Source organism: Haloferax sp. S1W, from assembly GCF_044593955.1.
GTDB lineage: Archaea > Halobacteriota > Halobacteria > Halobacteriales > Haloferacaceae > Haloferax.
Window position 1 is genome coordinate 117,872 of the sequence record NZ_CP172595.1, and the last position, 24,058, is coordinate 141,929.

The 24,058-nt window shown below is 61.9% G+C and carries 23 protein-coding genes and 1 tRNA gene; 11 read left to right on the top strand and 13 right to left on the bottom strand.

Features of this window, described 5'->3' with window-relative positions; translation table 11 throughout:
- Positions 1-113: 113 nt before the first annotated feature.
- Positions 114-794: a phosphate signaling complex protein PhoU gene (gene phoU / locus ACH9L7_RS00625; protein ID WP_396611823.1), complete on the top strand. Its 681-nt coding sequence runs from the start codon at positions 114-116 to the stop codon at positions 792-794.
- 93 nt (positions 795-887) lie between these two features.
- Here the strand turns inward: phoU and ACH9L7_RS00630 are convergent, their stop codons facing one another.
- Positions 888-1,166, bottom strand: coding sequence for a hypothetical protein (locus tag ACH9L7_RS00630; protein WP_396611824.1), 279 nt, complete (start codon positions 1,164-1,166; stop codon positions 888-890).
- Between the two features lie 258 nt (positions 1,167-1,424).
- Here ACH9L7_RS00630 and ACH9L7_RS00635 point away from each other — a divergent pair, with 258 nt between their 5' ends.
- Positions 1,425-2,261, top strand: a complete 837-nt coding sequence (locus tag ACH9L7_RS00635; RefSeq protein ID WP_396611825.1) for a methyltransferase domain-containing protein — start codon at positions 1,425-1,427, stop codon at positions 2,259-2,261.
- A 173-nt stretch (positions 2,262-2,434) separates the two neighbouring features.
- Entirely contained in the window at positions 2,435-2,806 is a 372-nt protein-coding gene (locus ACH9L7_RS00640) for a hypothetical protein (protein WP_396611826.1), read from the top strand.
- Positions 2,807-2,945: 139 nt separating this feature from the next.
- On the opposite strand, the gene ACH9L7_RS00645 is transcribed toward ACH9L7_RS00640, so the two are convergent.
- Entirely contained in the window at positions 2,946-5,174 is a 2,229-nt protein-coding gene (locus tag ACH9L7_RS00645; protein WP_396611827.1) for a CDC48 family AAA ATPase, read from the bottom strand.
- Between the two features lie 197 nt (positions 5,175-5,371).
- Here ACH9L7_RS00645 and larC point away from each other — a divergent pair, with 197 nt between their 5' ends.
- Positions 5,372-6,802 (top strand): nickel pincer cofactor biosynthesis protein LarC, encoded by a 1,431-nt coding sequence (larC, locus tag ACH9L7_RS00650; protein WP_396611828.1) that lies wholly within the window; start codon positions 5,372-5,374, stop codon positions 6,800-6,802.
- A 13-nt stretch (positions 6,803-6,815) separates the two neighbouring features.
- Here larC and ACH9L7_RS00655 read toward each other — a convergent pair whose 3' ends face one another.
- The 4 genes from ACH9L7_RS00655 to ACH9L7_RS00670 all read right to left on the bottom strand — a co-directional run bounded on the left by ACH9L7_RS00655 (position 6,816) and on the right by ACH9L7_RS00670 (position 9,759).
- Positions 6,816-7,235 (bottom strand): VOC family protein, encoded by a 420-nt coding sequence (locus tag ACH9L7_RS00655; protein WP_396611829.1) that lies wholly within the window; start codon positions 7,233-7,235, stop codon positions 6,816-6,818.
- A gap of 64 nt (positions 7,236-7,299) precedes the next feature.
- Positions 7,300-7,866 carry a hypothetical protein gene (locus ACH9L7_RS00660; RefSeq protein ID WP_396611830.1) on the bottom strand — a complete coding sequence of 189 codons (567 nt, stop codon included), beginning with the start codon at positions 7,864-7,866 and terminating at the stop codon, positions 7,300-7,302.
- Positions 7,867-7,971: 105 nt separating this feature from the next.
- Positions 7,972-8,907: an alpha/beta fold hydrolase gene (locus tag ACH9L7_RS00665; protein WP_396611831.1), complete on the bottom strand. Its 936-nt coding sequence runs from the start codon at positions 8,905-8,907 to the stop codon at positions 7,972-7,974.
- Between the two features lie 120 nt (positions 8,908-9,027).
- A complete protein-coding gene (locus tag ACH9L7_RS00670) occupies positions 9,028-9,759 on the bottom strand; it encodes a hypothetical protein (protein ID WP_396611832.1) in 732 nt (243 codons plus the stop codon).
- A 96-nt stretch (positions 9,760-9,855) separates the two neighbouring features.
- Here ACH9L7_RS00670 and radB point away from each other — a divergent pair, with 96 nt between their 5' ends.
- On the top strand, positions 9,856-10,545 hold the full coding sequence (radB, locus tag ACH9L7_RS00675) for a DNA repair and recombination protein RadB (protein WP_396611833.1): 690 nt from the start codon (positions 9,856-9,858) through the stop codon (positions 10,543-10,545).
- 83 nt (positions 10,546-10,628) lie between these two features.
- Here radB and ACH9L7_RS00680 read toward each other — a convergent pair whose 3' ends face one another.
- Entirely contained in the window at positions 10,629-11,771 is a 1,143-nt protein-coding gene (locus ACH9L7_RS00680) for a CBS domain-containing protein (protein WP_396611834.1), read from the bottom strand.
- A 425-nt stretch (positions 11,772-12,196) separates the two neighbouring features.
- Between ACH9L7_RS00680 and ACH9L7_RS00685 the strand changes: the two genes are divergently transcribed.
- The 5 genes from ACH9L7_RS00685 to ACH9L7_RS00705 all read left to right on the top strand — a co-directional run bounded on the left by ACH9L7_RS00685 (position 12,197) and on the right by ACH9L7_RS00705 (position 20,754).
- Positions 12,197-14,362, top strand: a complete 2,166-nt coding sequence (locus ACH9L7_RS00685; RefSeq protein ID WP_396611835.1) for a type II/IV secretion system ATPase subunit — start codon at positions 12,197-12,199, stop codon at positions 14,360-14,362.
- Positions 14,352-16,484 (top strand): type II secretion system F family protein, encoded by a 2,133-nt coding sequence (locus ACH9L7_RS00690; protein WP_396611836.1) that lies wholly within the window; start codon positions 14,352-14,354, stop codon positions 16,482-16,484. The genes ACH9L7_RS00685 and ACH9L7_RS00690 overlap by 11 nt, the downstream gene beginning before the upstream one ends.
- Before the next feature lie 2 nt (positions 16,485-16,486).
- A complete protein-coding gene (locus ACH9L7_RS00695) occupies positions 16,487-18,712 on the top strand; it encodes a hypothetical protein (protein WP_396611837.1) in 2,226 nt (741 codons plus the stop codon).
- A gap of 2 nt (positions 18,713-18,714) precedes the next feature.
- Positions 18,715-19,968, top strand: coding sequence for a hypothetical protein (locus tag ACH9L7_RS00700; protein ID WP_396611838.1), 1,254 nt, complete (start codon positions 18,715-18,717; stop codon positions 19,966-19,968).
- A gap of 102 nt (positions 19,969-20,070) precedes the next feature.
- A complete protein-coding gene (locus tag ACH9L7_RS00705) occupies positions 20,071-20,754 on the top strand; it encodes a haloacid dehalogenase type II (protein WP_396611839.1) in 684 nt (227 codons plus the stop codon).
- Positions 20,755-20,931: 177 nt separating this feature from the next.
- Here ACH9L7_RS00705 and ACH9L7_RS00710 read toward each other — a convergent pair whose 3' ends face one another.
- Complete coding sequence (locus ACH9L7_RS00710) at positions 20,932-21,363, bottom strand: hypothetical protein (protein WP_396611840.1); 432 nt, start codon at positions 21,361-21,363, stop codon at positions 20,932-20,934.
- 101 nt (positions 21,364-21,464) lie between these two features.
- Between ACH9L7_RS00710 and ACH9L7_RS00715 the strand changes: the two genes are divergently transcribed.
- Positions 21,465-21,866, top strand: coding sequence for a hypothetical protein (locus tag ACH9L7_RS00715; RefSeq protein WP_396611841.1), 402 nt, complete (start codon positions 21,465-21,467; stop codon positions 21,864-21,866).
- Between the two features lie 197 nt (positions 21,867-22,063).
- Here the strand turns inward: ACH9L7_RS00715 and ACH9L7_RS00720 are convergent.
- The 5 genes from ACH9L7_RS00720 to ACH9L7_RS00740 all read right to left on the bottom strand — a co-directional run bounded on the left by ACH9L7_RS00720 (position 22,064) and on the right by ACH9L7_RS00740 (position 23,881).
- Positions 22,064-22,138, bottom strand: a tRNA-Val gene (locus tag ACH9L7_RS00720).
- Between the two features lie 73 nt (positions 22,139-22,211).
- Positions 22,212-22,463 (bottom strand): hypothetical protein, encoded by a 252-nt coding sequence (locus tag ACH9L7_RS00725; RefSeq protein ID WP_396611842.1) that lies wholly within the window; start codon positions 22,461-22,463, stop codon positions 22,212-22,214.
- Positions 22,464-22,725: 262 nt separating this feature from the next.
- Positions 22,726-22,944 carry a hypothetical protein gene (locus ACH9L7_RS00730; protein ID WP_396611843.1) on the bottom strand — a complete coding sequence of 73 codons (219 nt, stop codon included), beginning with the start codon at positions 22,942-22,944 and terminating at the stop codon, positions 22,726-22,728.
- A gap of 164 nt (positions 22,945-23,108) precedes the next feature.
- Positions 23,109-23,642: a cob(I)yrinic acid a,c-diamide adenosyltransferase gene (locus ACH9L7_RS00735; protein ID WP_396611844.1), complete on the bottom strand. Its 534-nt coding sequence runs from the start codon at positions 23,640-23,642 to the stop codon at positions 23,109-23,111.
- Entirely contained in the window at positions 23,639-23,881 is a 243-nt protein-coding gene (locus tag ACH9L7_RS00740) for a glutathione S-transferase N-terminal domain-containing protein (protein WP_396611845.1), read from the bottom strand. Before ACH9L7_RS00740 ends, ACH9L7_RS00735 begins: the two co-directional genes overlap by 4 nt.
- Positions 23,882-24,058: the final 177 nt, after the last annotated feature.

A 24,058-nucleotide genomic window follows, 5' to 3' on the forward strand; every position in this document is an offset into this window, starting at 1 on the left:
CACGGACGCACTCGATACTCGGGCAGTCTGTCTCTCGTTCGCGTTTTGTTTCTGTGCCTGCTATTACTTGAGGCATCACAAGGAATTTCACCACTCCTAACGGAACGTCACACATGGCCCGCAATAGCTACCAAAATCGGCTCATCGAACTCGAGGAGGATGTACTCTACCTCAGCGAGCTCGTCGCCGAACGCGTCCGGTACGCCCTCGACGCGCTCGAAGAGAAAGACGAGCGCAAAGCACAGGAGGTCATCGAAGGTGACCACGAAATCAACCGTCTCTACCTCGACCTCGAACAGGACTGCATCGACCTGCTCGCCCTCCAGCAACCCGTTGCGAGCGACCTCCGGTTCATCACGGCGTCGTTCAAGATTATCACCGACCTCGAACGCATCGGTGACCTCGCGACCAATCTCGCACAGTACGCTATCGACGCGGAAAACGACGTGTACACGGAAGTCGACATCCAGCGCATCGGCAACGCAGCCCTCGACATGGTCGACCAGGCGATGGACGCCTACGAAAGCGAGGACACGGAACTTTGCCACTCGGTCGCAGAGCGCGACGACAACATCGACGAGATGTGTAACAACGCCTCCCAGACCGTCGTGCGCGACCTGATGACCGGCAGCGACTTCGAAGGCGACGGCGAACTCGACCCCGAAGAGTTCCTCATCGACGTTCGCCGCCTCCTGCTTACGATTCGCGACCTCGAACGCATCGGCGACCACGCGGTCAACGTCGCGGCGCGAACGCTCTACATGATCGATAACGACGACTCGCTTCTGTTCTGAGGTTTCTCCCCCGCGACCTTGTTTCGGTTGGCACACGAATACCGCACGGTCTTGCTCTTCTGACGAGTGGTCTCGTACGTGGTGGGTAGACGTTCAGGCATGCGCCTGAGCGAACAGATAGACGAACACTGCAATTGCACTCCCGCCGGTCAACACTCCATACCCAAGTACGTACTTCCACGAATACGTCGAAGAGTACCAGACGGCGACAGCGGTAGCGACCGCTGCAAGCCCCAGAAATCCATAGATAACAGGCATGCCTTCCAACGAGAGCCGATGCGCGAGTATCTCCTCCGCGACGAGCGGGGCGAGGACGCCGCAACAGATAGCGAGGAGTCCAGCGGTGGACCGTCGGTCAGCGTGGAGGGTCATACACCCGATTGACAGAGGGAATTGATATCTTTTCTGCCATTATTGTGGGGTTGCTACGGGGACTGCCAGTTCTGTCGAAATCATTTGTTGATACTATGTCGGAGCCGTGCTGAATACAGAGCGCGTATCCATCGGAAATTCGAACGGAGATAGGAGACAAATCTGTCCTGAGAAGAGGAGACGCTCGATGAATAAAGTCGTGACAGTTGGTAACACACGTCTCTCTTATGTTGGCCGCGTACGAATAGAGAGACCATCATGACCGACGGCGATCATAGACCCGAGTGGAACGATGTCGATACCGATGCAGACGAGGCCAGAGCCTATCTGGATACTGTAACCGGCCTCGAAGGGATACAGGACTACAAACGTCGGAGTCATCAGCTCCTCCGTCCGACACAAGGTGATCGAATTCTCGATGCCGGGTGCGGTATGGGTGATGATGTCGTCATGCTCTCAGAGAGGGTTGGACCGGAGGGGGAAGTCATCGGCGTCGATAAGAGTGAATCCTTAATCGAGGAAGCGAGGGAGCGGACCGGTGATATGGATACAGTGTGTTTTCGGGTTGATGATGTAATGCAGTTATCGTTCGAGGATGGAACATTCGATGGATGCCGAGCGGATCGTGTCCTCCAACACCTCGACGATCCCCGAGGGGCGCTGACAGAGATGCGCCGTGTCACTCGTCCGGGTGGTCGGCTTACTGTGAGTGGGCCGGATTGGGATACGTGTATCGTCGCCATGCCCGACACTGATACAGAGGTGACTAACGCGGTGACCGATAGCAAGTGGGCTGACTCGCTGAATCCAACGATTGGACGCCGTCTCTATGCCCTTATCCGAGAGGTGGGGCTAACGGATATCGATATTGACCCGGTTTCGATCGTTTTGACTGATTTTGAGATAGTGAACGAGGTGCTGTATCTTGAGGAACGGCTAGCAAGGATGCGGGAAGCAGGAATTCTCTCGGCCGAACAGGCCAATCAGTGGATCGAGAATGCGCGTCGAGCTGGCGGGGATGAGCTGCTATTTGGTTCACTGACAGGGTTTACTGTCGGTGGAACTGTCCCTGTAGAGGGAGCGAGTAGCTCCTGACGAATAGATCCTCTATGTGTGTCACGCCACATTTGACAGACCTCGGTGAGATTTCTGCGGCCGTGCTGAATACAGCGCGCAAGTCGGCTACAACGTCTATATTGGACTCACTTTATCGAGGTTCGTCTCACGTCTGACTCAACATTTTTATGTCTATATTCTGTCTCGACAACATGGTTGACTCCAAAGCCCTCTCTATCGGCGCTATTGCCGGAGCATTCGCATCTGGGGTGTACTATCTCGATGGGTCGTGGGACTCACAATTACTGTTGTTTCTCGGGGTTACGTGGGTTATGGCTGGGTGGTTAGTGACCCGAAATCGGTCCGTTTTGAAGAACCCGAACACTGTTCCGCAGATTCTGCTCGTTCTCTTAGTGGTGGGAGTCCCGCTGTTCGGTATTCACTCGGACCTTTCACTCGGAACGCTTCGAAGTCCGCTCGGACTGCTTGTTATGGGTGTCGCAGTTGCAGGAATCGGACTCGGAGCAGAGATGAGTAGATCACCCGCTGCAGAACAGAGCGCCACGGTCGCTCCCGCTGACTGACCTGCTGACCGATACACCCCCTCTATTCAGCACGCCGCAGCTATCATATTCTACGGATTTCACCAGCGCCGGACCACCAGACGGCGCGTCCGCTATCGTCTCGATTCTCTAAAAACCGAAGACCCCCGCAGGCGTCGGCTTACTGGAAGCCGATGCGGCCGTCGCGGGTGTCGGGCGAGAGGCCCTCGCGGGCACCGCCCTTGAACTGGTCTTGAATCTCTTCGTAGTAGCGCATCAGCTCCTCGGTGATGGTCGGCCGGACCGCTTCCATCGCCTTGCGGAAGTGCCGCATCTCGATTTCCTCGGCGTCGTCGTCCTCACGGAGCGCCTCGATAGCCGCCTCGCGGCAGATGGATTCGAGGTCCGAACCGACGTAGCCGTCGGTGATTTCGGCGATTTCGCGGAGGCTCACGTCGGGTGCGAGCGGACTCTGGCGGGTGTGGATGTCCAGAATCTGCTCGCGGCCCTCCTCGGAGGGCTGGCCGATGAGGACCAGCCGGTCGAAGCGACCCGAGCGGATGAGCGCGGGGTCGATCATGTCCGGGCGGTTCGTCGCCGCGATGACCATGACGTTGCCGGCGTCTTCGAGACCGTCCAACTCGGTCAGGAGTTGGTTGACGACGCGCTCGGAGACGTTGTTGCCCATGTCGTTGCCACGGGCGGGCGCGAGGGCGTCCAACTCATCGAAGAAGATGATGGTGGGCGACACCTGCCGCGCCTTGCGGAACGTCTGGCGAATCGCCTTCTCTGACTCGCCGACCCACTTCGACAGGAGTTGCGGGCCGCGCACCGAGATGAAGTTCGCGTTCGTCTCGTTGGCGACGGCCTTGGCGATGAGGGTCTTCCCCGTCCCGGGCGGGCCGTAGAGAAGCACCCCTTTCGGTGCCTCGATGCCCATCCGGTCGAACTTCTCGGGAGTGACGAGCGGCCACTCGACGCTCTCTTTGACCTTCTGTTTGGGGTCTTCGAGGCCGCCCACGTCGTTCCACGTGACCTTCGGAATCTCGACGAGCACCTCGCGCATCGCCGAGGGTTCGACCTCGCCGAGGGCACCGCTGAAGTCGTCGCTCTTGACGACCATCCGGTCGATGAGACTCGGCGGGATGTCCTCGCGGTCGAGGTCAATTTCGGGCAGGTAGCGCCGCAGCGCCTTCATCGCCGCCTCCTTGGTCAGCGCCTCGATGTCGGCACCGACGAACCCGTGGGTGTCGTCGGCCAGTGAATCGAGGTTCACGTCGTCCGAAAGCGGCATGCCGCGGGTGTGAATCTGGAGAACCTCCTTGCGGCCTTCCTCGTCGGGGACGCCGATTTCGATTTCGCGGTCGAACCGACCGGGACGACGGAGCGCGGGGTCGACCGAATCGACGCGGTTCGTCGCTGCGATGACGATAACCTGCCCGCGGGCTTCGAGGCCGTCCATCATCGTCAGCAACTGGGCGACGACGCGGCGTTCGACTTCGCCGGTCACGTCCTCGCGCTTCGGTGCGATGGAGTCGAGTTCGTCGATGAAGATGATGCTCGGCGACTCCTCTTTGGCGTCCTCGAATATCTCACGGAGTTGCTGTTCTGACTCCCCGTAGTATTTCGAGATAATCTCCGGGCCAGCGATAGAGAAGAAGCTCGCCGAAGTCTCGTTGGCCACCGCACGGGCGAGAAGCGTCTTCCCCGTCCCGGGTGGGCCGTGGAGCAGCACCCCTTGCGGCGGTTCGATGCCGAGCTTTTTGAAGATTTGCGGGTGCTTCATCGGCAACTCGACCATCTCGCGGACGCGCTGAATCTCGTTGGTCAGGCCACCGATGTCCTCGTAGGTGATTCCGCTGCCGGTCTTCTCGAAGCCAGATATCGGCTCCTCACGGAGGTCGACATCGGTGTCCTCGGTGACGAGGACGACGCCTTCGGGCTTCGTCTCGACGGCGATAAGCGGGATGGCCTGTCCCGGCGACCGCATGAATGGGTGGTTCGTACTCGACATCACCGGAACGATGTCGCGTTCGACCACGGGCCGCTTGAGAATCTGCCGCTTGACCATGCCAGCCGCGTCGGAACCGAACTGCACGCTCGCCTCCTCCGGGGGTGCGAGCACAAGTTTGTCGGCCTTCTTGGCCTCTGCTTTCCGGATGGTCACGCGTTCGCCGATGCTCACGTCGGCGTTCTGCCGAGTGAACCCGTCGATGCGGACCGTATCCGTGTTCCAGTCTTGCCGGTCTGCCCGCCACACCTTCGCGGCGGTCGTCTTTCCACCCTCTATCTCGATGATGTCGCCCGGTGAGAGCTTGAGATGGAGCAGGGTGTCCGGGTCAAGACGGGCGATACCGCGCCCCGAGTCGTTCGGGTACGCCTTCGCCACTTCGAGTTGGACTTCGTTCATAGTATCCTCGCGGGGATGCTGATACCTGTGAGATGCCTTCGGATAAGTCCTTCCCCGAGTTGACCTCGGTGACAGTACTCCCGCAGGTGACAGCCTAGCAGACCGTAGGGTAGGTAGCTACTAATCCCTACCGACTAAACACGTCTCGGCCGCCACGATGCCGGGCGTTTTTACCTTCCCGTAGCGACGGATTGAGTATGCGACTCCTCGCGTTCGACGGCCGGATGGGTGCCAGCGGAGACATGCTCCTTGGCGCACTCGTTGCCGCCGGTGCAGACCCGGCTGTTCTCTCCCCTGTCGAGGCCGCCCTCGACGTTACCTATCGCGTCCGAACTGTCGATAAAAACGGCATTTCGGCGACGAAAGTCGACGTGCTTCTCGCCGAGTCCGCCGGCGGCGACCCGCGCGGCGAAGGGCACGGTTCTGATGACTACGGACAGGAACACGATTCGGACGACGACGCCCGCGACGACGAACAGGCAGACGACGAGCAGAGTCGTCAGCACCGCCTCCGTGGCAGTCTGGCTGGAGGCCACGACCACAGACACAGTCATTCCCACGCGCACGACCATAGCCACGGTCACGACCACAGCCATTCACACACTCACGACCACACTCACGCCGAGGGCCACGGCCCACACCGGACCTACCCGGAGGTCGTCGAACTCGTCGAGTCGATGGACCTCCCCGACTCGGTCGTCGAGGACGCGACGACCATCTTCCGCATCCTCGGCGAGGCCGAGGCTGAGGTCCACGGGACCGACCTCGAAGACACCCACTTCCACGAAGTCGGCGCAGACGACGCCATCGCCGACGTGGTCGGGACGTGTCTCCTCCTCGCGGACCTCGATGCCGAGCGCGTCGTGACAGGCCCCATCTCGGTCGGCAGCGGCGAGACGACGATGAGCCACGGCACGTACCCGATTCCCGCGCCCGCGGTCCTCAACGTCGTCGAGCAGGCCGACTGGTCCATCCGCGGCGGGCCGGTCGAGGCTGAACTGCTCACCCCGACTGGGGCCGCCATCCTCGCACACGTCGCCGAGGGCGTCGAGACGCTCCCCTCGATTTCGGTCGACTCGTCGGGCTACGGCGCTGGCGGGTGGGATTTCCCGGACCATCCGAACATCCTCCGGGCCATCGTCGGCGACGGCGGGTCTCGACTCGTCCGCGACGACATCTCCGTCTTGGAAACCAACCTCGACGATGTCGCGCCCGAGGTTCTCGGAAGTCTTCAAGAGACGCTGAAAGACGCCGGTGCGCGCGACGTAACCATCCTACCGACGACGATGAAGAAGTCCCGGCCGGGCCATCTGGTGAAGGTCATCGTCAAACCCGACGACGTCGAGCGCGTCGCCTACCGCCTCGCGGTCGAAACGGGAACGCTCGGAATCAGAGAACACGGCGCGGGCCACCGCTGGACGGCCCATCGAGAGTTCGAGACGGCGTCGCTGGACATCGACGGCGACACCTACGAGGTGGCGGTCAAAGTCGCCAGCGACGCCGACGGCGTCGTCTACGACCGCAGCGCCGAGTACGACGACGCGCTCGCGGTGGCGAAAGAGACGGGCATGGCGGTCCGAGAAGTCATGCGCCGGGCGGTCGATGCGGTGGCAGCAGCCGAAGAATAGCCCGTCCTTGCGCTCACTCGTCGGTCAGTTGGGGAAACGCGACTTCCCACAGATGGCCGTCGGGGTCGGCAAAGTACCCTGAGTAGCCGCCCCAGAACACGTCCTGTGCGGGCTTGACGATTTCTCCGCCTGCGGCCTTCGCCTCTTCGAGGGCGGCGTCGACTTCCGATTTCTCGGCGACGTTGTGCGCAATCGTGACACCCGAAAAGCCGCGTTCCGCCGGCGGAACGGTCGCATCCGACGGGACAGTCGCGTCCTCAGCGAGGAGGTCCCACGGATAGAGCGCGAGCCAGGTCCCGTCGAGCGTGAAGAAGGCAATGTCACTGTCGGGGTCGCGGTCACGCAGTGGAAAGCCGAGACCGTCACGGTAGAACCGAATCGACTCGTCGAGGTCCGAGACGCCGAGCGTCACGACCGTTATGTTCGGGTCCATCCGTGACCTGCGTCGGCGCGAATCATAAATTCACTCACAGTATCCGGCGGGTGGTTCCACTCGGTTACTCGGGGTGGAACAGTCTTCGCGGGTTGCTGTGGTGGAAGACCCCGTCCGGATTATGCGTGTGGACCCAGACGTGAAGCGCCCAGACGAGAAACGGGTCCGCGCCCGGAACTCCCTCGTTGAGGTCGACGATGTCCCAGTGTTCGTGGTTCCCGCTCGACTCGTCCGGGTCGTCGTGGGCGAATACGTCCGGCGGTGAGTTCGCGTACTGTCCGGCCTTCGGGACGAGGTATTCGATGGACCCGTAGACAGGTTTCCCGTCGCCCGCCTGTCCGTAGGTCAACGCCTGCGGCTTCAGCGGGTCGAGCGTCCCGATGAGGCTCATCTTGGCGTAGTGGTAGCCCTGTCCGGGGACGAATGGTGTGACTTGCACGTACCCGTCAGCAAGCGCGTTGTCCAAGTTGTTGTACTTCGCAGTCGCGGACCTGACTTTCGCGAGTTCTCCTTTCAGGCCGCCACGATGCGCCGCTGCTGGTGTTGCGAACGCCCCAGCGGTAACTGCCCCAACGCCCAGCGCTTTGAGATAGGTACGTCGACCTATCGGTTGCTCTCGTCGTGTACTCATAAGCCAGGTAGTGTAACAACGCAGAATGAGAAAGGTATGAACAGGTGGTTTGGGGTCTCACGCTCCGATAATCGGATTATTCGGTCGTTATCCGTCCCGAACGACTCACTGTTCGGATTCTGAGAAGTCAGCGAGGAAGTCCCGAACTAACGGCACGAGGTCGGGACCGAACTCCTCTTGGACGAAGTGGCCGACGCCGTGCAGTCGAACCGTCGAGGCGTTCGCAAACAACCCCTCGAACGTCCGCAGTTCGGCGGGGCGGAACACGTTGTCTTCCATCCCCCAGATGATTCGCGCGGGCAGGAAGGCAATACGCTCGCGTCGCTTCCACAGCGAGGAGAGCCACGCGGTCGAATCGAGAATCTCCTTCGGGAAGACGCCGAGAGCAGTTCTGTCGCCGCGGTTCGCCATGCGGTACTGCTCACGGGCCGTCTCCGTGAACTTCGACCGGTCGGCGAAAGCACTCGGCATCAGTCGCGTCATGAGGTCGAATCGCTCGATGAGTTCGCACCCGAGACGGTTTCCGAGGAGTTTCGAGAACCGACTGAAGTGCGGGTCGTCAGCCACCGGCCACACCCACGTGTTCATCACGACGAGGCCGCTGACGTTCTCCGGGTGCTCGATAGCGTACGAGAGACCGATGGGGCCGCCCCAGTCGTGGACGACGAGCACCACGTCGCGGAGTTCGAGTTCGTCGATGAACTCCTCGACGACCGCGGCGTGGTCCTCTGGTCGGTACGAGAAATCGTCGGGGCGCTCCGACAGGCCGAACCCCAGATAGTCGAGCGCGACACACCGATACTCGTCGCGGAGGCCGCGAATCAGCTGTCGGTAGAGGAACGACCACGTGAGGTTCCCATGGAGCATGAGAAGCGTCGCCTTCCCGCCGTCGGTCGGTCCCTCGTCGACGTAGTGGACCGCACCGGACGAGAGACCGAGGCACTTCGATTCGAAGGGGTAGGCGTCTCTGTCGACCCATTCCGTCCCGCCGTGTGCCGCCGAGATGGACTCGTCGAGCGCGCTCGGACTGACAGATAGCATAGCAAAACCACGCGCTGCAGCAGTATAAGACCGAACCATGGGATGTGCCGATATTCGGGGTTATAGGATTACTAACGCCGGATTTAATGATTTTCAGATTCGGGGATGTGTGGAGATTCGCTACGCTTCGCGCTCGCGGTGTTCGTCGAGTGCCTCTTGGATGCTCAGTTCGCCGCCAGCGACGCGCCGGGCGAGTTCGTCGTCGATGGTCCGGTTGTCTTTCGACTGCTCGCGGGATTTGGTTTTGATTCGCTGCAGTTCGCCGTCTGTCGGTTCGATTTCGCGGGAGTCGATTCGCTGGCCGTCTCTCTGCGCGATGTTGACCGCGGCGAGCACGTCGCCCATTCCGCGAGCGCCGGACCCGAGATACGGCGTCGTGCCCGTCTCGTCGACGAGTTCGACGGGCACCTCGTCGAGGGCGTTGATAATCTTCGCACCCTGGAGGCGCGCGCCGTCGCCGATGCGGACCAGCGGGTCGACGGCGTCGTCTGTCTCCCTTTGGATGACTTCGACGGCGTCCGAAAGCGGGACGTGGAACGCCGCGACGACCGTCTCGCCGGAGAGGACGGCGATTCCCGGTCTCGTTCCGGGGTCGACACCGACGATGGTTCGTCCACCACCGCCACGGAGTACCGCGAGCGCTTCGTCGACAGCGCGGCGGGCCTCGTCGCCGGTGGCGGTCACTCGGGAACAGTCGGTATCGATATCGTCGTCGGGGGCGGTGATGACGACGGTCGCGCGGTCCGGCAGCGGGTCACCCGGTTCGACGGTGGTGAAGGTGACACCGCGACTTCGCAGTTCGGCCACGGCTTCGTGATAAAGTTCGAAGTCCGCGGTGGCGACGACTATCACATTCGACGCTTGGTGACCGAGGAGATAAAGCGTATCGCGATTTCGCACCCCGGCCGGACCGAGGACTTTTTCGGTCGGTGGCGCACACGTTCCTTCGTGACAGAGCCAGTCTCCACCGGGTGTTCACCCCTCGACGACCTGCTCGACGGTGGCTTCGAGCGCGGGACGGTCACGCAAGTCTACGGCCCGCCAGCGGCCGGAAAGACCAACGTCGCCCTCTCGGCAGCCGTTCGAGTCGCCGCCGACGGCGGGACCGTCGTCTACATCGACACCGAGGGACTGTCGGTCGACCGCTTCCGCCAACTCGCCGAAGCGGTCGCGCCGGGCGACGTGGAGGCCGTGACCTCCCGCCTGATGATAAGCGAAGCGTACGACTTCGAAGACCAGGAAGAGGCCGTCCGCGACGCCAGCGAGTTCGCCGAGCAGGCCGACCTTATCGTCGTCGACTCCGCGACGGGCTTCTACCGCCTCGAACGCGCCGGTGAGGGTGACGGCGGCGAAACCCTCCGGCGCGTCGCGCGACAGGTCACACACCTCCTGTCGCTCGCGCGCAAACACGATATTGCCGTCGTTCTCACGAACCAGGTGTACTCGGACCCAGACACCGACCGTACGCGGGCACTCGGCGGCCACACGCTCGAACACTGGACAGGGACGGTCCTCAGACTCGACCGCTTCCGAGGTGGCAACCGTCGGGCGACACTGGAGAAACACCGAGCCAAACCCGCCGGTGAGAAGGCGACGTTCAAAATCACAGACCGCGGACTGGCTGGCACTGAGTTTTAACCGGTTGCTAATCGGAATTTTCCGTCGTTCATTAAAAAAAAGGTCGAGCGGGCGTTTCGAGGTGGTCGCGCGTCGGTTCCGAGTTACAGTTCGTTGAGCTTCCGCAGGAGCTGGCCGCGGTAGCGCTCGTCTGCCTCGAAGCCCTTCACTTCGAGCACGTTGCGTTCGAGTTTGTCGAGCGCGACGTGGAACGCGTGTTCGGCACCGTAGCCTTCGCCACTCCCTGCCAGTTGGCCGTGACTCGTCCGGAGACGAATCTGGCACTGGATGAGGGGCGTGCCGCGGAGCTTCTCTTTGTGTTCGTGGAAGCGCACGTGGGCGTGGTGGACGTTCATCCGCTGGTACTTGTCCGCCACCTGCGTGATGGCCGAGATGATGTCGGCGCGTTCGAGCGTTTCGAGCAGGTCGATGTTCGTGACCTGCACGTCCATCCGCTCTTCTTCCGTGTAGGTGAGCGCTCGGAGCACGTCGGTCTTGGTCACGACGCCGAGGACTTCACCGTCGTCGTCTTCGGGCGTGACGACCAGTCCGGCGATGTCGTGTTCGAGCATGCGAGCAACCGCGTCGCGGACGCTCTCGTCGGGCGTCGCCGTGAGCGCCGGACTCGTCATCAGGTCGTAGACCGGTAGGTCGAGCATCCGGTCGGTGTCGCCGCGGCGGTCCTGTTTGCCCTGTCGGCCCTCGTCGCGCACCATGAACTCGACGAGGTCGTAGGTGGTCAAGACGCCGGTGAGGCGCTCGTCCGGGTCGACGACCGGGAGACGCGAGATGCCGTGCTCGCGGAGCAGGTTGATGGCCTGCCCGAGGTGGTCGCGCTCGCCGATGGTCACGACATCGCTCGTGAAGATTTGGTCGACGGTCAGCGTGTCGAGGTTTTCGAGGACGGCTTCGAGGATGCCATCTTGGGTGACGATGCCGTAGCGCTTTTCACCCTCGTAGACTGGTGCGACCTTCGTGTCGCCCTCGACGAGCATCCGCGCGACCTCTCGCACGTTCTCGTGAAGGTCGAGTTTCGGGACGGGCTTCATCAGCGCCGAAGCCTTCGTGTCGTCCTCAACGTGCGAGTTGATGAGTTGCTTCTCACCAATCACGCCCGCGTACTCGCCGTCGTTGCCAACGATGATGCCCTTGGGGTTCTCGCGCTCGAAGATTGCGCGGACCTTGCCTAATCGCTCGTTGGCGTCGACCTCGACGAAATCAGGAGTGGCGATATCAGCAATATCCATAATACACTTTGGTATACAACCCATCTGCTCTTGAAACTTCGTCCCATTTCTACCCCACAAGAAACAACGAAATCGCAAGGCATCGGAGGGACAGAACCCCAGAATTCTCGCGGTAGACGCCCCATTGTGTGTGATTAGCATAGACATGGCAATTAACACCACAATTTTGTTGTAACAAAACGCACATATGCCGGGTCGACTCGGTATCTGTGAGTCCACCGCGGCAGGAACCAGTTGGGTCGTCGGCAGGTCACGTTCGAGCGTGAGCGTGTGCGTTCGACCGTCTTTCGGGTCCCATAACGAGTCTGTTCTTCCATTTTTCCAAACTGCCGAATTCGGGCAGTAGGTGTGCCCTAACTCGCCGAATTCCAACCCGTAGCCGCTCCATACTTACAGGCTTTCCTACCGTTCTCACTGCCAAGACAATGACGGCTCCTGACACGAATCCAACGAACAACGACGACGGGGCGGAATCCGCCCGTACCGACGGTGCTGGCAGCACGGAGCTGGTTCCGACGACCGGACCCGAGGCGATGGACTCGCGCGCGGCGGAACTCCCCGTCTCGCCGACTGACCGAATCGAGTACGGCCCGACAGAGCACGTCACCGAGGAGTTCAAACGCGACCAAGAACTCGACCACCCGGAGACGCTCCGCGAGGCCGTCCTCCGTGAGGTCAAAGACTACTTCGGGGCTTTGAACCCGGAAACCGCCTTCGCGCCCGCCCCGTCGGAGGAGTTCATCGAGACGAGATTCTTCGACTTCTCGTTTCTCGAAGGCGTCGAAGACGTCGAACACTACTGGGTGAACAAACCCTTCGCGTTCGTCTCCATTCTGTACGACCCCGAACTGCGCGAACACCGCTACCACGTGAGCGAACCGCAACTCGACACGTTCGAGACCTTCGTGCGCGACGACCTGACGAAGATTCTTCGGAACAGCCTCCTGTACCGTGACCTCGACAACGAAGGCGACCGCAAGGAGGTGTTCGACGACGAGGCCCGCGAGATAATCTCGAACCACGCCGCGACGGTCGAAGAGGGCTCTCTCTGGAAACTGTTCTACTTCCTGCTCCGTGATTTCATCCACTACGGTCGAATCGACCCCGTGATGCGCGACCCGAGCATCGAGGATATCTCCTGTGACGGCGACGAGGTTCCGGTGTACGTCTTCCACGGCGTCTACCGCGACATGCCCACGAACGTCGTGTTCGACGACGGCGACCTCTCGTCGTTCACCATCCGCCTCGCACAACGTGCGGGCAAGCAAGTGACTGTCTCGGACCCGCTCGTGGACGCGAGTCTTCCGGACGGCTCTCGGGTGCAGTTGACTCTCGGGTCCGATGTCGCCACGCGCGGGTCGAACTTCACTATCCGAAAGTTCTCGGACGTGCCGCTGTCGCCGGTGGACCTCGTCCGGTGGAACACCTTCTCCGTCGAGCAGATGGCCTACTTCTGGCTGGCCATCGAGAACAACCGCTCTCTCATCTTCGCGGGTGGGACGGGGTCGGGCAAGACAACCTCGATGAACGCGGTGTCGTTCTTCGTCCCCGGTCACGCGAAGGTGGTCTCTATCGAGGACACCCGCGAGGTGACCTTACCGCACGAAAACTGGATTCAGTCGGTCACTCGCGACACCTTCACGGCCGACGGACGCGGCGAAGTCTCGATGTACGCGCTCTTGCAGGCCGCCCTCAGACAGCGCCCCGAGTACCTCCTCGTGGGTGAAATCCGGACCCAGGAGCGCGTCGCGCTGACGTTCTTCCACGCCATCGCCACGGGCCACACCGCATACACGACGTTCCACGCCGACTCCGCGGAGGGCGTGGTCAACCGGATGCAGAACGAACCGCTCGGCGTGCCCGCCCAGATGCTGTCGGACCTCGACATCATCTCGGTGCAAAAACAGATTCACCTCGAGGGTGACCGGACTCGCCGCAACATGGGTGTCACCGAACTCGTGGACGTGGACGAAGACGGGGAAGTCGAACTCCGCGACGTGTTCAAGCGGAACCCCACGAACGACACCCACGAGCAGGTCGGCGACTCCCACATCCTTTCGGGTATCGCCGCCGAACGCGGGTGGACCGAGGCCGACCTCCAGTACGAACTGGACATCCGCGCCGACGTGCTTCGCTACATGGCTGCGCAGGGTATCGACGACTACCGCGACGTGGCCGCGATGATTCGCCGGTTCGAACGCGACCGCGAGGGAGTGCTCGCACTCGTCTACGAAGACACCTCGCTCGTGGCCGTCGAGGACGAAGACGACGCGTCGGACGCCGACCACTACGACGACGACGAACTCTCCGGCGAGACGCAGGAACTCCTCGAAGACCTCTTCGACCTCCACGTTGACGGCGAGGAAGCGGCCGACGACAGCGGGTCCGGCCCCGACCCAACAAACGGTGCGGCAGACTACGCGATGGCCGGTGACGACTCCGAGTCCATGATGGACGGCGACTCGGAGTACGAGGCTGTTGACGACCTGGAGTACGAGGTTGTTGACGACGACCCAGAGATGACGAACGGCGAATCAGCCGCCGGTGCTGAGAGCGCCGACGAATCGGAGGAGGACACCGATGGGCGCTGATTCCAAGACCTCGGTTCCGCTCCCCGATTACGAAGTAGAGCAGTACTTCCCGCGGGAACAACTCGACGAGTCGCCGGAGGAGGTCAAACGCCTCCGCGACAGATACGGGTACATTCGGACGTACTTCAAGCGACACCCGTCGGGACACCGCGACTTACAGCGCTGGTTGAATCAGGCACGCGTGGGGACGACGTACGACATCTACCTCACCCGGTCTATCAAACTGGCACTCATCACGACGCTCTTCGGGGCTCTCATCGGGGGCGTTGCGGCCGTGGTCCTAGCCCGGTTGGGTATCCTCGCGAACGTATCGAGTCCCCTGAACTTCGGCCTTCCTTACGAACTTGTCGAACCGCTCCTCCCGTACAAGGTCGTCATCCTCGCGTGGGCGCTTGTCATCCTCTCCGGCCTCACACTCGGCGTCGGAACCTACTACATCAGGTACTACATCCCGAAGAACCGGGCCAAGATGCGCGGCCGGAGCATCGACATCCTGCTCCCGCACGCCATCGTCTACATGTACGCCCTCAGCCACGGCGGCATGAGCTTCCTCGAAGTCATCCGCTCTGTCGCCGAGGCCGACGACTACGGCGAAGTGTCCCGGGAGTTCGAGATGATTGCCCGCGACATGGACCTCTTCGGCAACGACCTGTTTACCGCACTCCGTAACTCGCGGAACCTCACCCCGTCGATGAACTTCGAGCAGTTCCTCGACGACCTGCTGTCGGTGCTCGACTCCGGTGGCGATGTCTCCGAGTTCTTGGACCGCGAATCGTCGACCTACCTCGAGGAGGCGCGCGACGAGCAAGAGGAGTTCATCGAGACGCTCTCGATGCTCTCTGAGGTGTTCGTCGCGGCGTTCGTCGCGGCACCGCTCCTGCTCATCGTGACGCTGATGGTCATCAGCTTCCTCGGCGGCGACACGCTCGTCCAACTGTACGCGCTGAACTACCTCATCTTCCCGTTGGGGATGGCGTTGTTCTTGCTTCTCATCGACGTGCTGTCGGCTCCGTACACGCAGGATGTGGTAGAGACGAAACACAACGTCACGGTCGTCGAGGAGATTCGAGAGGCGTTTTCGGACGCGTTCTCGGTCGTCCGACGTGAGATAGAACGCGCCCGCGAAGAACGCTGGGGTGATGGCTCAGTCGCCGCCTCCGACGGTGGCACCGTAGACGTTCGATTCGATGTCTACCACCGCTCGAACGTCGTGTACACGCTTCGAGACCTCATCGGCAACCCGGTCGAGTTGATGAAACGACAACCGTACCTCTCGGCCGTCGTCACGGTTCCGCTCGCACTCGGGGCGTTCGTCGCGGCAATCGTCCTCGGCTTAGCGACGCCGAGCACCGACGCCATGCTCACGGACCCCTACAACACGACGGTCTGGTTGGCCGTGGTTCCCTTCGGCATCGTCGCGGTACCGCTCACGGTGTTCCACGAGATGCGCGTTCGTCGCGAGCGGAACCTCGAACGCCGGTTCCCCGACACGCTCAACCTGCTGTCGAGCGCCAACCAGATGGGTATCCCGCTCGTCGAATCGCTGGCACTCGTCGCGCGCTGGTCGACCGGTGTGCTCGCGGACGAACTTCGCGCCCTCCGGAACGACATCCGGTGGAATCACGACGCGCATGCGGCGCTCATGTCGTTCGCGCAGCGACTCTCCGTCCCGCAACTCTCGCGGGTCATCCGCCTCATCGCCAGCGGCGGCCGGACCAGCGGCGACCTCTCTCGCGTCCTTAGCGTCGCGGCCGAGGACACCCGCAACCGGTACAAACTGGAGAAGTCGCGACGGCGCGCCATGGGGTCGTACATCGCCATCGTGGTGATTGGGTACTTCGTGTACCTCTTTGTCATCCTGATGCTCGGCGAGAGTTACCTCGCCCCGCTCGCCGAGATGACGGCCCCTGACACCACGGCGGCCAACGGACAGAGCCTCCCAATCGGCATCTCGTCGATTCCAATTAGCAGTTACCACATGGTGTTCCTCCACTCCGCGCTCATTCAGGCGGTCGGCAGTGGACTCCTCGCCGGGAAACTCGCCGACAACAGCGCCCTCAGCGGACTGAAGTACGCGCTCGGTCTCGCTGCGCTGGCGCTCGTCGCATTCGCACTGGTGTAAGCATGACTCACAAGACATCCGAAAAACACACGCAAACCCCGCTCAGGTACGTCCGACGCTGGCTCACCGCCGGCCTCGGTCGCAGCCGCTCGAACCTTCGAACCGACGACCGGGCCGCCTCGGCCATCGTCGGAACGATACTCGCCTTCGCGCTCGTCGTCTCCGTCATCGCGATGGTTCAGGTCTCGGCGGTTCCCGCGTGGAACCAACAGACCGAGTTCCAACACCTCGAAACCGTCGAGGGTGAGTTCCTCACGGTCGACGAGCGGATTTCCGCCGCCTCCTCCGGGACGTCCAGCAGGGCGACCATTCAGGCGGGTGTCGACTATCCGACGCGTGCGCTGTTCGTCTCTCCGTCCGCCGGGTCGGGAACCATTCAAACGAGCAACGTCACGCAGGCGACGATTTCCAACGCCGAGGCGGTCGGGTCGGGACGCGACTACTGGAACGGGTCCACGCACGCGTTCGACTCGCAGTTACTCCTGTACCAACCCGACTACCAATACCTCCAGAGCGACCCCGTCCTCACCCACGAAGGCTCCGCTCGCTACACGAAGTACGGGGCGAACGAGTCGGGTGCGACCCAGTCGCTCGTCGACGGGACTCGCATCTCGCTTGTGCTGTTAGAGGGCGACCTGAACTACGGTGCCAAGGACGCAACCACGTTCAGCGTTGTTCCCCTGAGCGCCGGCACGGACTACATCACCGTGACCAACGACGCAGACCCAATCCAGATATCGCTCGCGACCCGCCTCTCGAACGAGACGTGGACCGAACTCCTCGCGAGTGAACCGAACGCCTACGTGGCGTCGTACTCCTCGGGTCCCGAATTCAACACCGTCGTGGTCGAACTGGTCCCCGGAAAGACCTACGACCTCCACATCGCCCGCGTCGGCATCGACACCCCCGGTTCGATGCAGGAACCAAAATACATCGTCCCCGTCTCCGGTGACGGTGCGACGCTCCCGCCGGGTGCGAAACACCTCGCGGTCGTCGAAGTCCGCGACGCACAGAACAACCCAGTCGTCGGTGCGACTGTCGAGACCCCGACCGGTTCGACCGCAGCGGGCGGACTGGTCGCGGCCCGCGACACGGGAACGCTCTCGACTGTCACCGACGAGAACGGCCGCGCGACGTTCGTCTACACCGCGCCGAGCGACCCCGACAGAATTGCCTCCGACAGTTTCGACATCCTCGTGAAGAACGCGACCGGGGCCGAAGTCGACCGGACGACGTTCGACGTGGAGACCAGATACGGCGGTCTCCCCCTCCCGACTCGTGGGTTCGTCGCCGCGGTTGGCGACCCCGGACACGCCTACGCTGACAAGAACAGAAACGGCCAGTTCGACGGGTCTGACACGCGCGTCAACGCGACCTACCAAGGCAAGACACTCGTCTACGATGCGGGCAACGAGCGCCTCGTCGTCCCGCCGAGCGTTGGAACACTCGTCCACGACGACGACATCGAACTGAAGGGTGATGGAGTCTCACTCCACGTCGACGCGATTTCGACCGGCGGCGACATCCTCGTCGACGGCGACAAACACTCCGTCAAAGCCATCGGTGTGAGCCTGACGAGTCCCTCGGGGAGTGTCACAGTGTCCGCCGGCGAGGCCGTGGACTTCTCCGGGGGTTCGTTCGGTGCGACCGGCGATATCACGGTTACCGGTGACAACGGCATCGACCTCGACAACGCGGCTCTCACCAACGAGAAGGGCGGAAGCAACGCCGACATCCTCGTCCAATCCAGTTCGGGGAACATCTCCGCGAGAAGCGCCGACCTGTCGAGCAAGGCGGGCATCACGATAGACGGCTACGGAAGTGTCGACCTCGCTGAAGCGGGGACGTCGACCACGCAGGGTGGCGACGTGACGATTACGTCGCAGACAGCAGGTGCGGGTCTCGGCGGCCTCGTCGTGCTGGCTGACGGAGGTTTCGAAGTCACCACTGTCGGAAATATCGACCTCCGAGGTGCGAGCGTCACCACCGTTGGAACCGATAGCAAGCGAAATATCGTTATCACCTCCGACAAGGGCGGACTCACCGGGGAAGAAGCAGCGCTCGTGACCGAGAACGACATCGACCTCACCGCGCCGAGCGTCGAGATGCAGCGTTCGACCCTCGATGCCGGTGATGGTGACACGATTACGATTACGTACAACACGAACCTCGACCTGACCGACGCGAGCATCGACGGGAACCTCGTGATAAACCAGGGTGGTGCGTAATCGTGACCTTCGCCGAAATGCTTCGACGTACCTGCACGACCGGGGGACGCGATACCCGCGGTACGTCCGAGATACTGGGTCTCGTCTTCGCGTTCGCGCTCATTATCTCGCTGATTGCGACATCGCAGTTGGCGCTGACACCCGTGTTGAACGCGGGTGACGAAGCCGACCACCACCACCGGGTCACCGCTGACCTCGCTACCCTCGATTCGGCGGTCTTCGGCGTTGCCGGAACGGACGAGACTGGACGTTTCGCCGTCGAGACGGATATCTCGTACCCCGAGCGCTACCTCGTCGTCTCCCCACCGGATTCGACCGGGACGTTCGCGACCACCGGCGAGAACGATGCGGCCATCACCGGTGCGGTCGCCGTCAGTCAGGCGTCGGCGTACTGGGACGGGTCCTCGAAGACGCTCGGCACGACGCAGACGCTTGTGTACACGCCGAACTACAACGAGCGAAACAGCGAGCGACTTCACATCGAATCCGGTGCCTCGTACCTCGTCACTGCCGACGGAACCGAAATCGTCCACCGGCAGTCGCTCATCCGCGGAACCGACGTCTCGCTCGTCCTCCTCGACGGCGAACTCGGCGGGCGGACGGTCGCAGGCCAGTCGGTTCGAATCACGCCGCAGTCGGCGAGCGAGCGAGCGATTACGGTCCGGTCGACAGCGTCCGACCCGCTCACGCTCGAAGTCCCGACCGCACTCTCCAACGAGACGTGGCAGCGACTCCTCGCTAACGAGTCGGCTGTCCAGTCCATCTCCTACGCGGACGCCGGGCCGGGGTCCGACTACGGCACCTTGACGGTCGAACTCGCCCCCGGACTGTACAACATGCATCTCGCGCACGTGACCGTCGGGTCCCCTGACGCGGGCGGTGCTATCGGCGCCGCCTCTCTGGGCCCGGACGACGAGGTTGCGTACCTCTCTCTCGAATCTCAAAACGGAACGTGGGTCCCCACGAGCGGCCGAGAGACCGTCGTCGTGCGTGCGTACGACAAGTTCGGCGCACCCGTCTCCGGTGCGACCGTCGAGTGGGAAAACGGGTCGTACGGGTCGGTTTCAGCACCGGATGGGGCAGTCACTGATGAGCGCGGCCGCGTTAGTCTCCAGTTTACTGCGGACGATGTGAGCCTGAACGGACCCAAGTCGGATTCGATTACAGTGCAGGTGGTCGACCGAGATGAGACGGAAATCGAAGTCGCATTCGAAGTCCGTGAATTCGACGACGGAGTCGATATCGGTCCCATCTGAGTTCGCGGTTAGATTCCTTCTTCTCTTCCGAGTCATCTCTTAAACAGCTTCCCTCTTCTCTGTTGTTATTGCTTAACACGCCACGCGGCGTATCGGTTTGGTATGGCGTTCGACCCAGACCGAGTCTCGACGGTTACGTTCGACTCCTACAGCACACTCGTCGATGTCGATGCCGCCGAAAAGGCGCTCGCAGACCGAATCGAGGACCCGGAGCCAGTCTCGAAACTGTGGCGCACCCGGTCGCTGGAATACACGTTCGTCGGAAACGACATCGACGAGTATCGCCCCTTCTACGAGATTAACCGCGCCGCGCTCCAGTACGCACTTGACGCGCACGACGTTGCCGTCTCGGAGGCCGAACGCGACGAGATTCTCGCGGTCTACCACGAACTCGACGTGTTCGACGACGTGCGCGGCGCTATCGAACGACTGCGGGAGGCGGGCTATCCCTGCTACGTCCTCTCGAACGGGAATCCCGAAATGCTCGATTCGATGGTCGACCACGCGAACATCCGCGACCTGCTCGACGGTATCATCAGCGCCGACGAAGTGGCGGTGTTCAAACCCGACGCGGAGCTGTACCGCCACGCCGCCGCCCGAACCGGGACTCCAATCGACGAAATCTCTCACGTGACGGCCGCGTGGTTCGACGTGATGGGCGCACAGCACGCCGGAATGCGAGGCGTCTGGGTCGATAGAAAAGACTCGCCGTGGGAACCGTTTGGCCCGGAACCAGACCTCACAGTGCCAGATATCGCCGCGTTCGCGGACGAACTCGGCGTTTGATGAAGAAGATACAGAACGCCGCAAGCGGACCCGGCCGCGGTCGGTAACGCCCTCTCGGTGCAACAAGAGAGCGTCACCTACAGGCACGGGAGGACGCCCCGGTGACGATTCGGCGGGTTCCGTTTCGGGATTTGTGAGAGACGAGCCGGATGACTGTCGAACTCTCTGCTGAGAGCGCTATTTGATAGCAACGCGGACGAAGTACCAGGTCCCCTCGTAGTTCACGAACTCGGGGCGGCTCTCGTTTTGGTAGTCGAACGGATTGGTCTCGTCTGGTCCGACGACGATTTGACTCGCATTGAGCAAATTCCGAAACACCTGCTGTTGGTCGGCTGTGAGGTTCTCGAAGGTCGCACAGTTCGTTGTCTCTGACGAGCAGTTACCGGGACCGCTCTTGCTCACCGAGACGAACTGCGTGCCATGCGAGTATCCCGTCGTTGACGTGGCTGTCGTCGTGGTCGCCGTGGTCGGCGTCGATGTGGCGGGTGTTGTGGTCGGCTGAGCAGTGCTACTCGCCGGTGGTGCTGCCGTCGGCGGACCCGCTGACACACAACCCGCGAGGAGAATAAGGCCCGCCACAATGACGGCTTGGAGGGCAATTCGTGACATCTATTCTACATTCGGGGAGGTGATGTAAGTGCTTTCTTGCTGCGAATCCCAACACCACCCGCTCCCGAAAGCACATACCCCGACTCACACTATTTGCTGACATGAGACGTAACGCCCTCCAGCGGGTGGCCGGTATCTCCGCGCTCGTCTTCGCCGTTCTCTTCGCGATTTTGACGGCGTTGCGAGTCTGGGAGTTGGAACCCTCGACGCCCGTGCAGTCACTCATCGTCGATGTGGCAGTGCTACTGCTCGTCGCCGCCACCGCGTACTACGTCTACCGCGGGGGCCACGCTATCGAGAGTTGGATACTCGCACTCGGCCCGAGTCTCGCGTTCACGTTCAACCTATTTATCCCCGTTTCGACGATGGAGTCGGTTGTCTGGGTTCTCTACCCGCTCGGGGGTGGGGTGGTCGTCGCTGGGGTGCTCAGTGGGATTGGATTCGGCGTGGGCTACGCGGGGCGGACGCTGCGGAAGGCACAGGAGGTTGCTGAGTCGTCGTAGCTGTCGTGCGTTTCGGATTGGGGCAGATTCGAACGTTGGTCGCTCCACTCACTACGTTCGCTTCGCTCCCGAATTCGAATCTGCCGTCTCCAGTTTCGATTCCACGGACTCCTCGCTTTGCTCACTCCGTTCGCTCCGCTCGCATTCGAGGTCGCAAGCGACCTCGCTATCGCTCGGCGTTGCGAGGAATCAGAAAATGGGTTGGGGCAGATTCGAACTGCCGACCTGCTCCGTGTGAAGGAGCCGTCATAACCTGGCTAGACCACCAACCCGGCTACAGATTCTGCTTCCGCTCGCCGTCAATTAAGACTTACGTTGTGCCCCGGTTAGGGAACCACCGGTTCCCTACTCGGTCCGGCGCACGCGACGACGGACCTTTCTGGCGGCTCGGCGACTACGAGTGGCCGCCCGGCGCGCACCATACTCGACGCGCTCGCGCGGGGACTGCGGTTCCATCTCCTCTTCGTCGTCCATCTCTCGCCCCATCGCTTCCATGATGCGGCGGCGCAGCGGTTCACTCTCTTCTTTCAGACCGGCGTAGAGGTGGTCGAACCCTCGTCGGAAGTAGTACCGTGCATCACTGAAGTGTCGATTCATACCATAAGATAGTCTCGGAGATAAGAAAACAATTATGCCATTCGGTACCGAGTATCATATTTTCCTGAGGGAGCGACACACTTTAGTAATTCTTAGGCGTGCCTAAAACACGGGCAAGTCGGCTACCCGCTTGGCCGACATCCCCGTCTAGCGTCTGTCCCTCCGGGACGGTAGAACCGTGGGCACGATTCACCCGTCCTGGAACTCTTCTATCGCCGAGCAAAGCGGCTATACGTCGGTGTAGTGGCTACGCCGCGCCGAGTTACTCCACTGAGTCGTCTGCTGTGTCGTCTCGCGTCAGTTCGTACACGCCGCAGCTCTCGGTTCGCAACTCGCCCGCCGCGACGAGGCGCGCGCAACACGCTTCGACGCTGAAGAGATGCGAATCCACCGCCAACGCGACTTCGGTGACGTGGAGCGGTCCGCGCCGTTCGAGCACCTCGAGCACGTCCGCTTCGAGGCCCATCGAGTCAGTCTGCACCTTGTGGTTCCCACCACGAGCATTCGCTACAGCGGTCGATGCCGGTTACGAGCGTGGTCTCTGCGCCGCAGTTTGGGCATGGTTGTCGTGTCATCGTACGCAGTCGGTCACACGCCATTCGATAGGAAAGGGTACCCAACCATAGACGGGTTCAGTCCGGAAACTCAGTATGTCGGCGATTCTTCGGGAACGCCGTCGCGCTTGTTCACCAACCGTGCGTAGACAAACAGCGCGTCCGACAGGCGGTTGAGGTACGCGACGACCGACTCGTTGACTGCCTCCTCACCGGCGAGCGCGACGACGCGGCGCTCCGCGCGACGGCTGACTGCGCGCGCGTGGTGGAGTTTCGCGCCCGACTCGCTCCCACCGGGAAGGATGAACGACGTGAGCGGGTCGAGTTCCTCGTCCGCGGTGTCGATCCAGTCTTCGAGTTCGTCGACGTGTTCGTCTCGAATCTGCGGGTCGTCCTCGTCCGGGTCGGGGTTCGCGAGGTCAGCCTGTACGATGTGGAGGTGGTTCTGTACCAGTTCGAGTACCTCGTCTACGTCGTCGTAGCCTGTCGGACGGACCGTTCCGAGCAGGGCGTTTAGCTCGTCGACGGTTCCGTACGCTTCGATTCGGTGGCTCGTCTTCGACACCCGAGTCATGTCCCGGAGGTCGGTCATTCCCTCGTCGCCGCGACCGGTGTATACCTTCATTGTGCCAGTGTCTGGTCGATGTATTGCAGGATGTTCTCGCTTTCTGCCATCGTCACGCCGCGTTCTTCGTCGACGAGGACGGGGACGGCCCGCTGACCGCTCACCCGTTTTACCTCGTCGCGGTCGGAGTGAAGCGGGTCGACCCAGTGCGTCTCGTACTCGATTTCGGCAGTCTGGAGAGCGTCGTGAACCGTCTCACAGTACGGACATCCGTCGAGCGCGTACAGCGTGATTCCCATAGCCCGGCGTTGGGCACGCGAGGTGAAAGAGGTACTGGACGGCCGCATCGCAGTCGGTACATCGTGCGGCCTGCGTGACCCTCCAGACGTCCAGTGTGCCGCGCTATGGCTGTCTTCTCGGTGTGCTCTCTTTTCTTCCCGCGATACCACAACTGCGCAGTAGGTGCCGAAAACCGA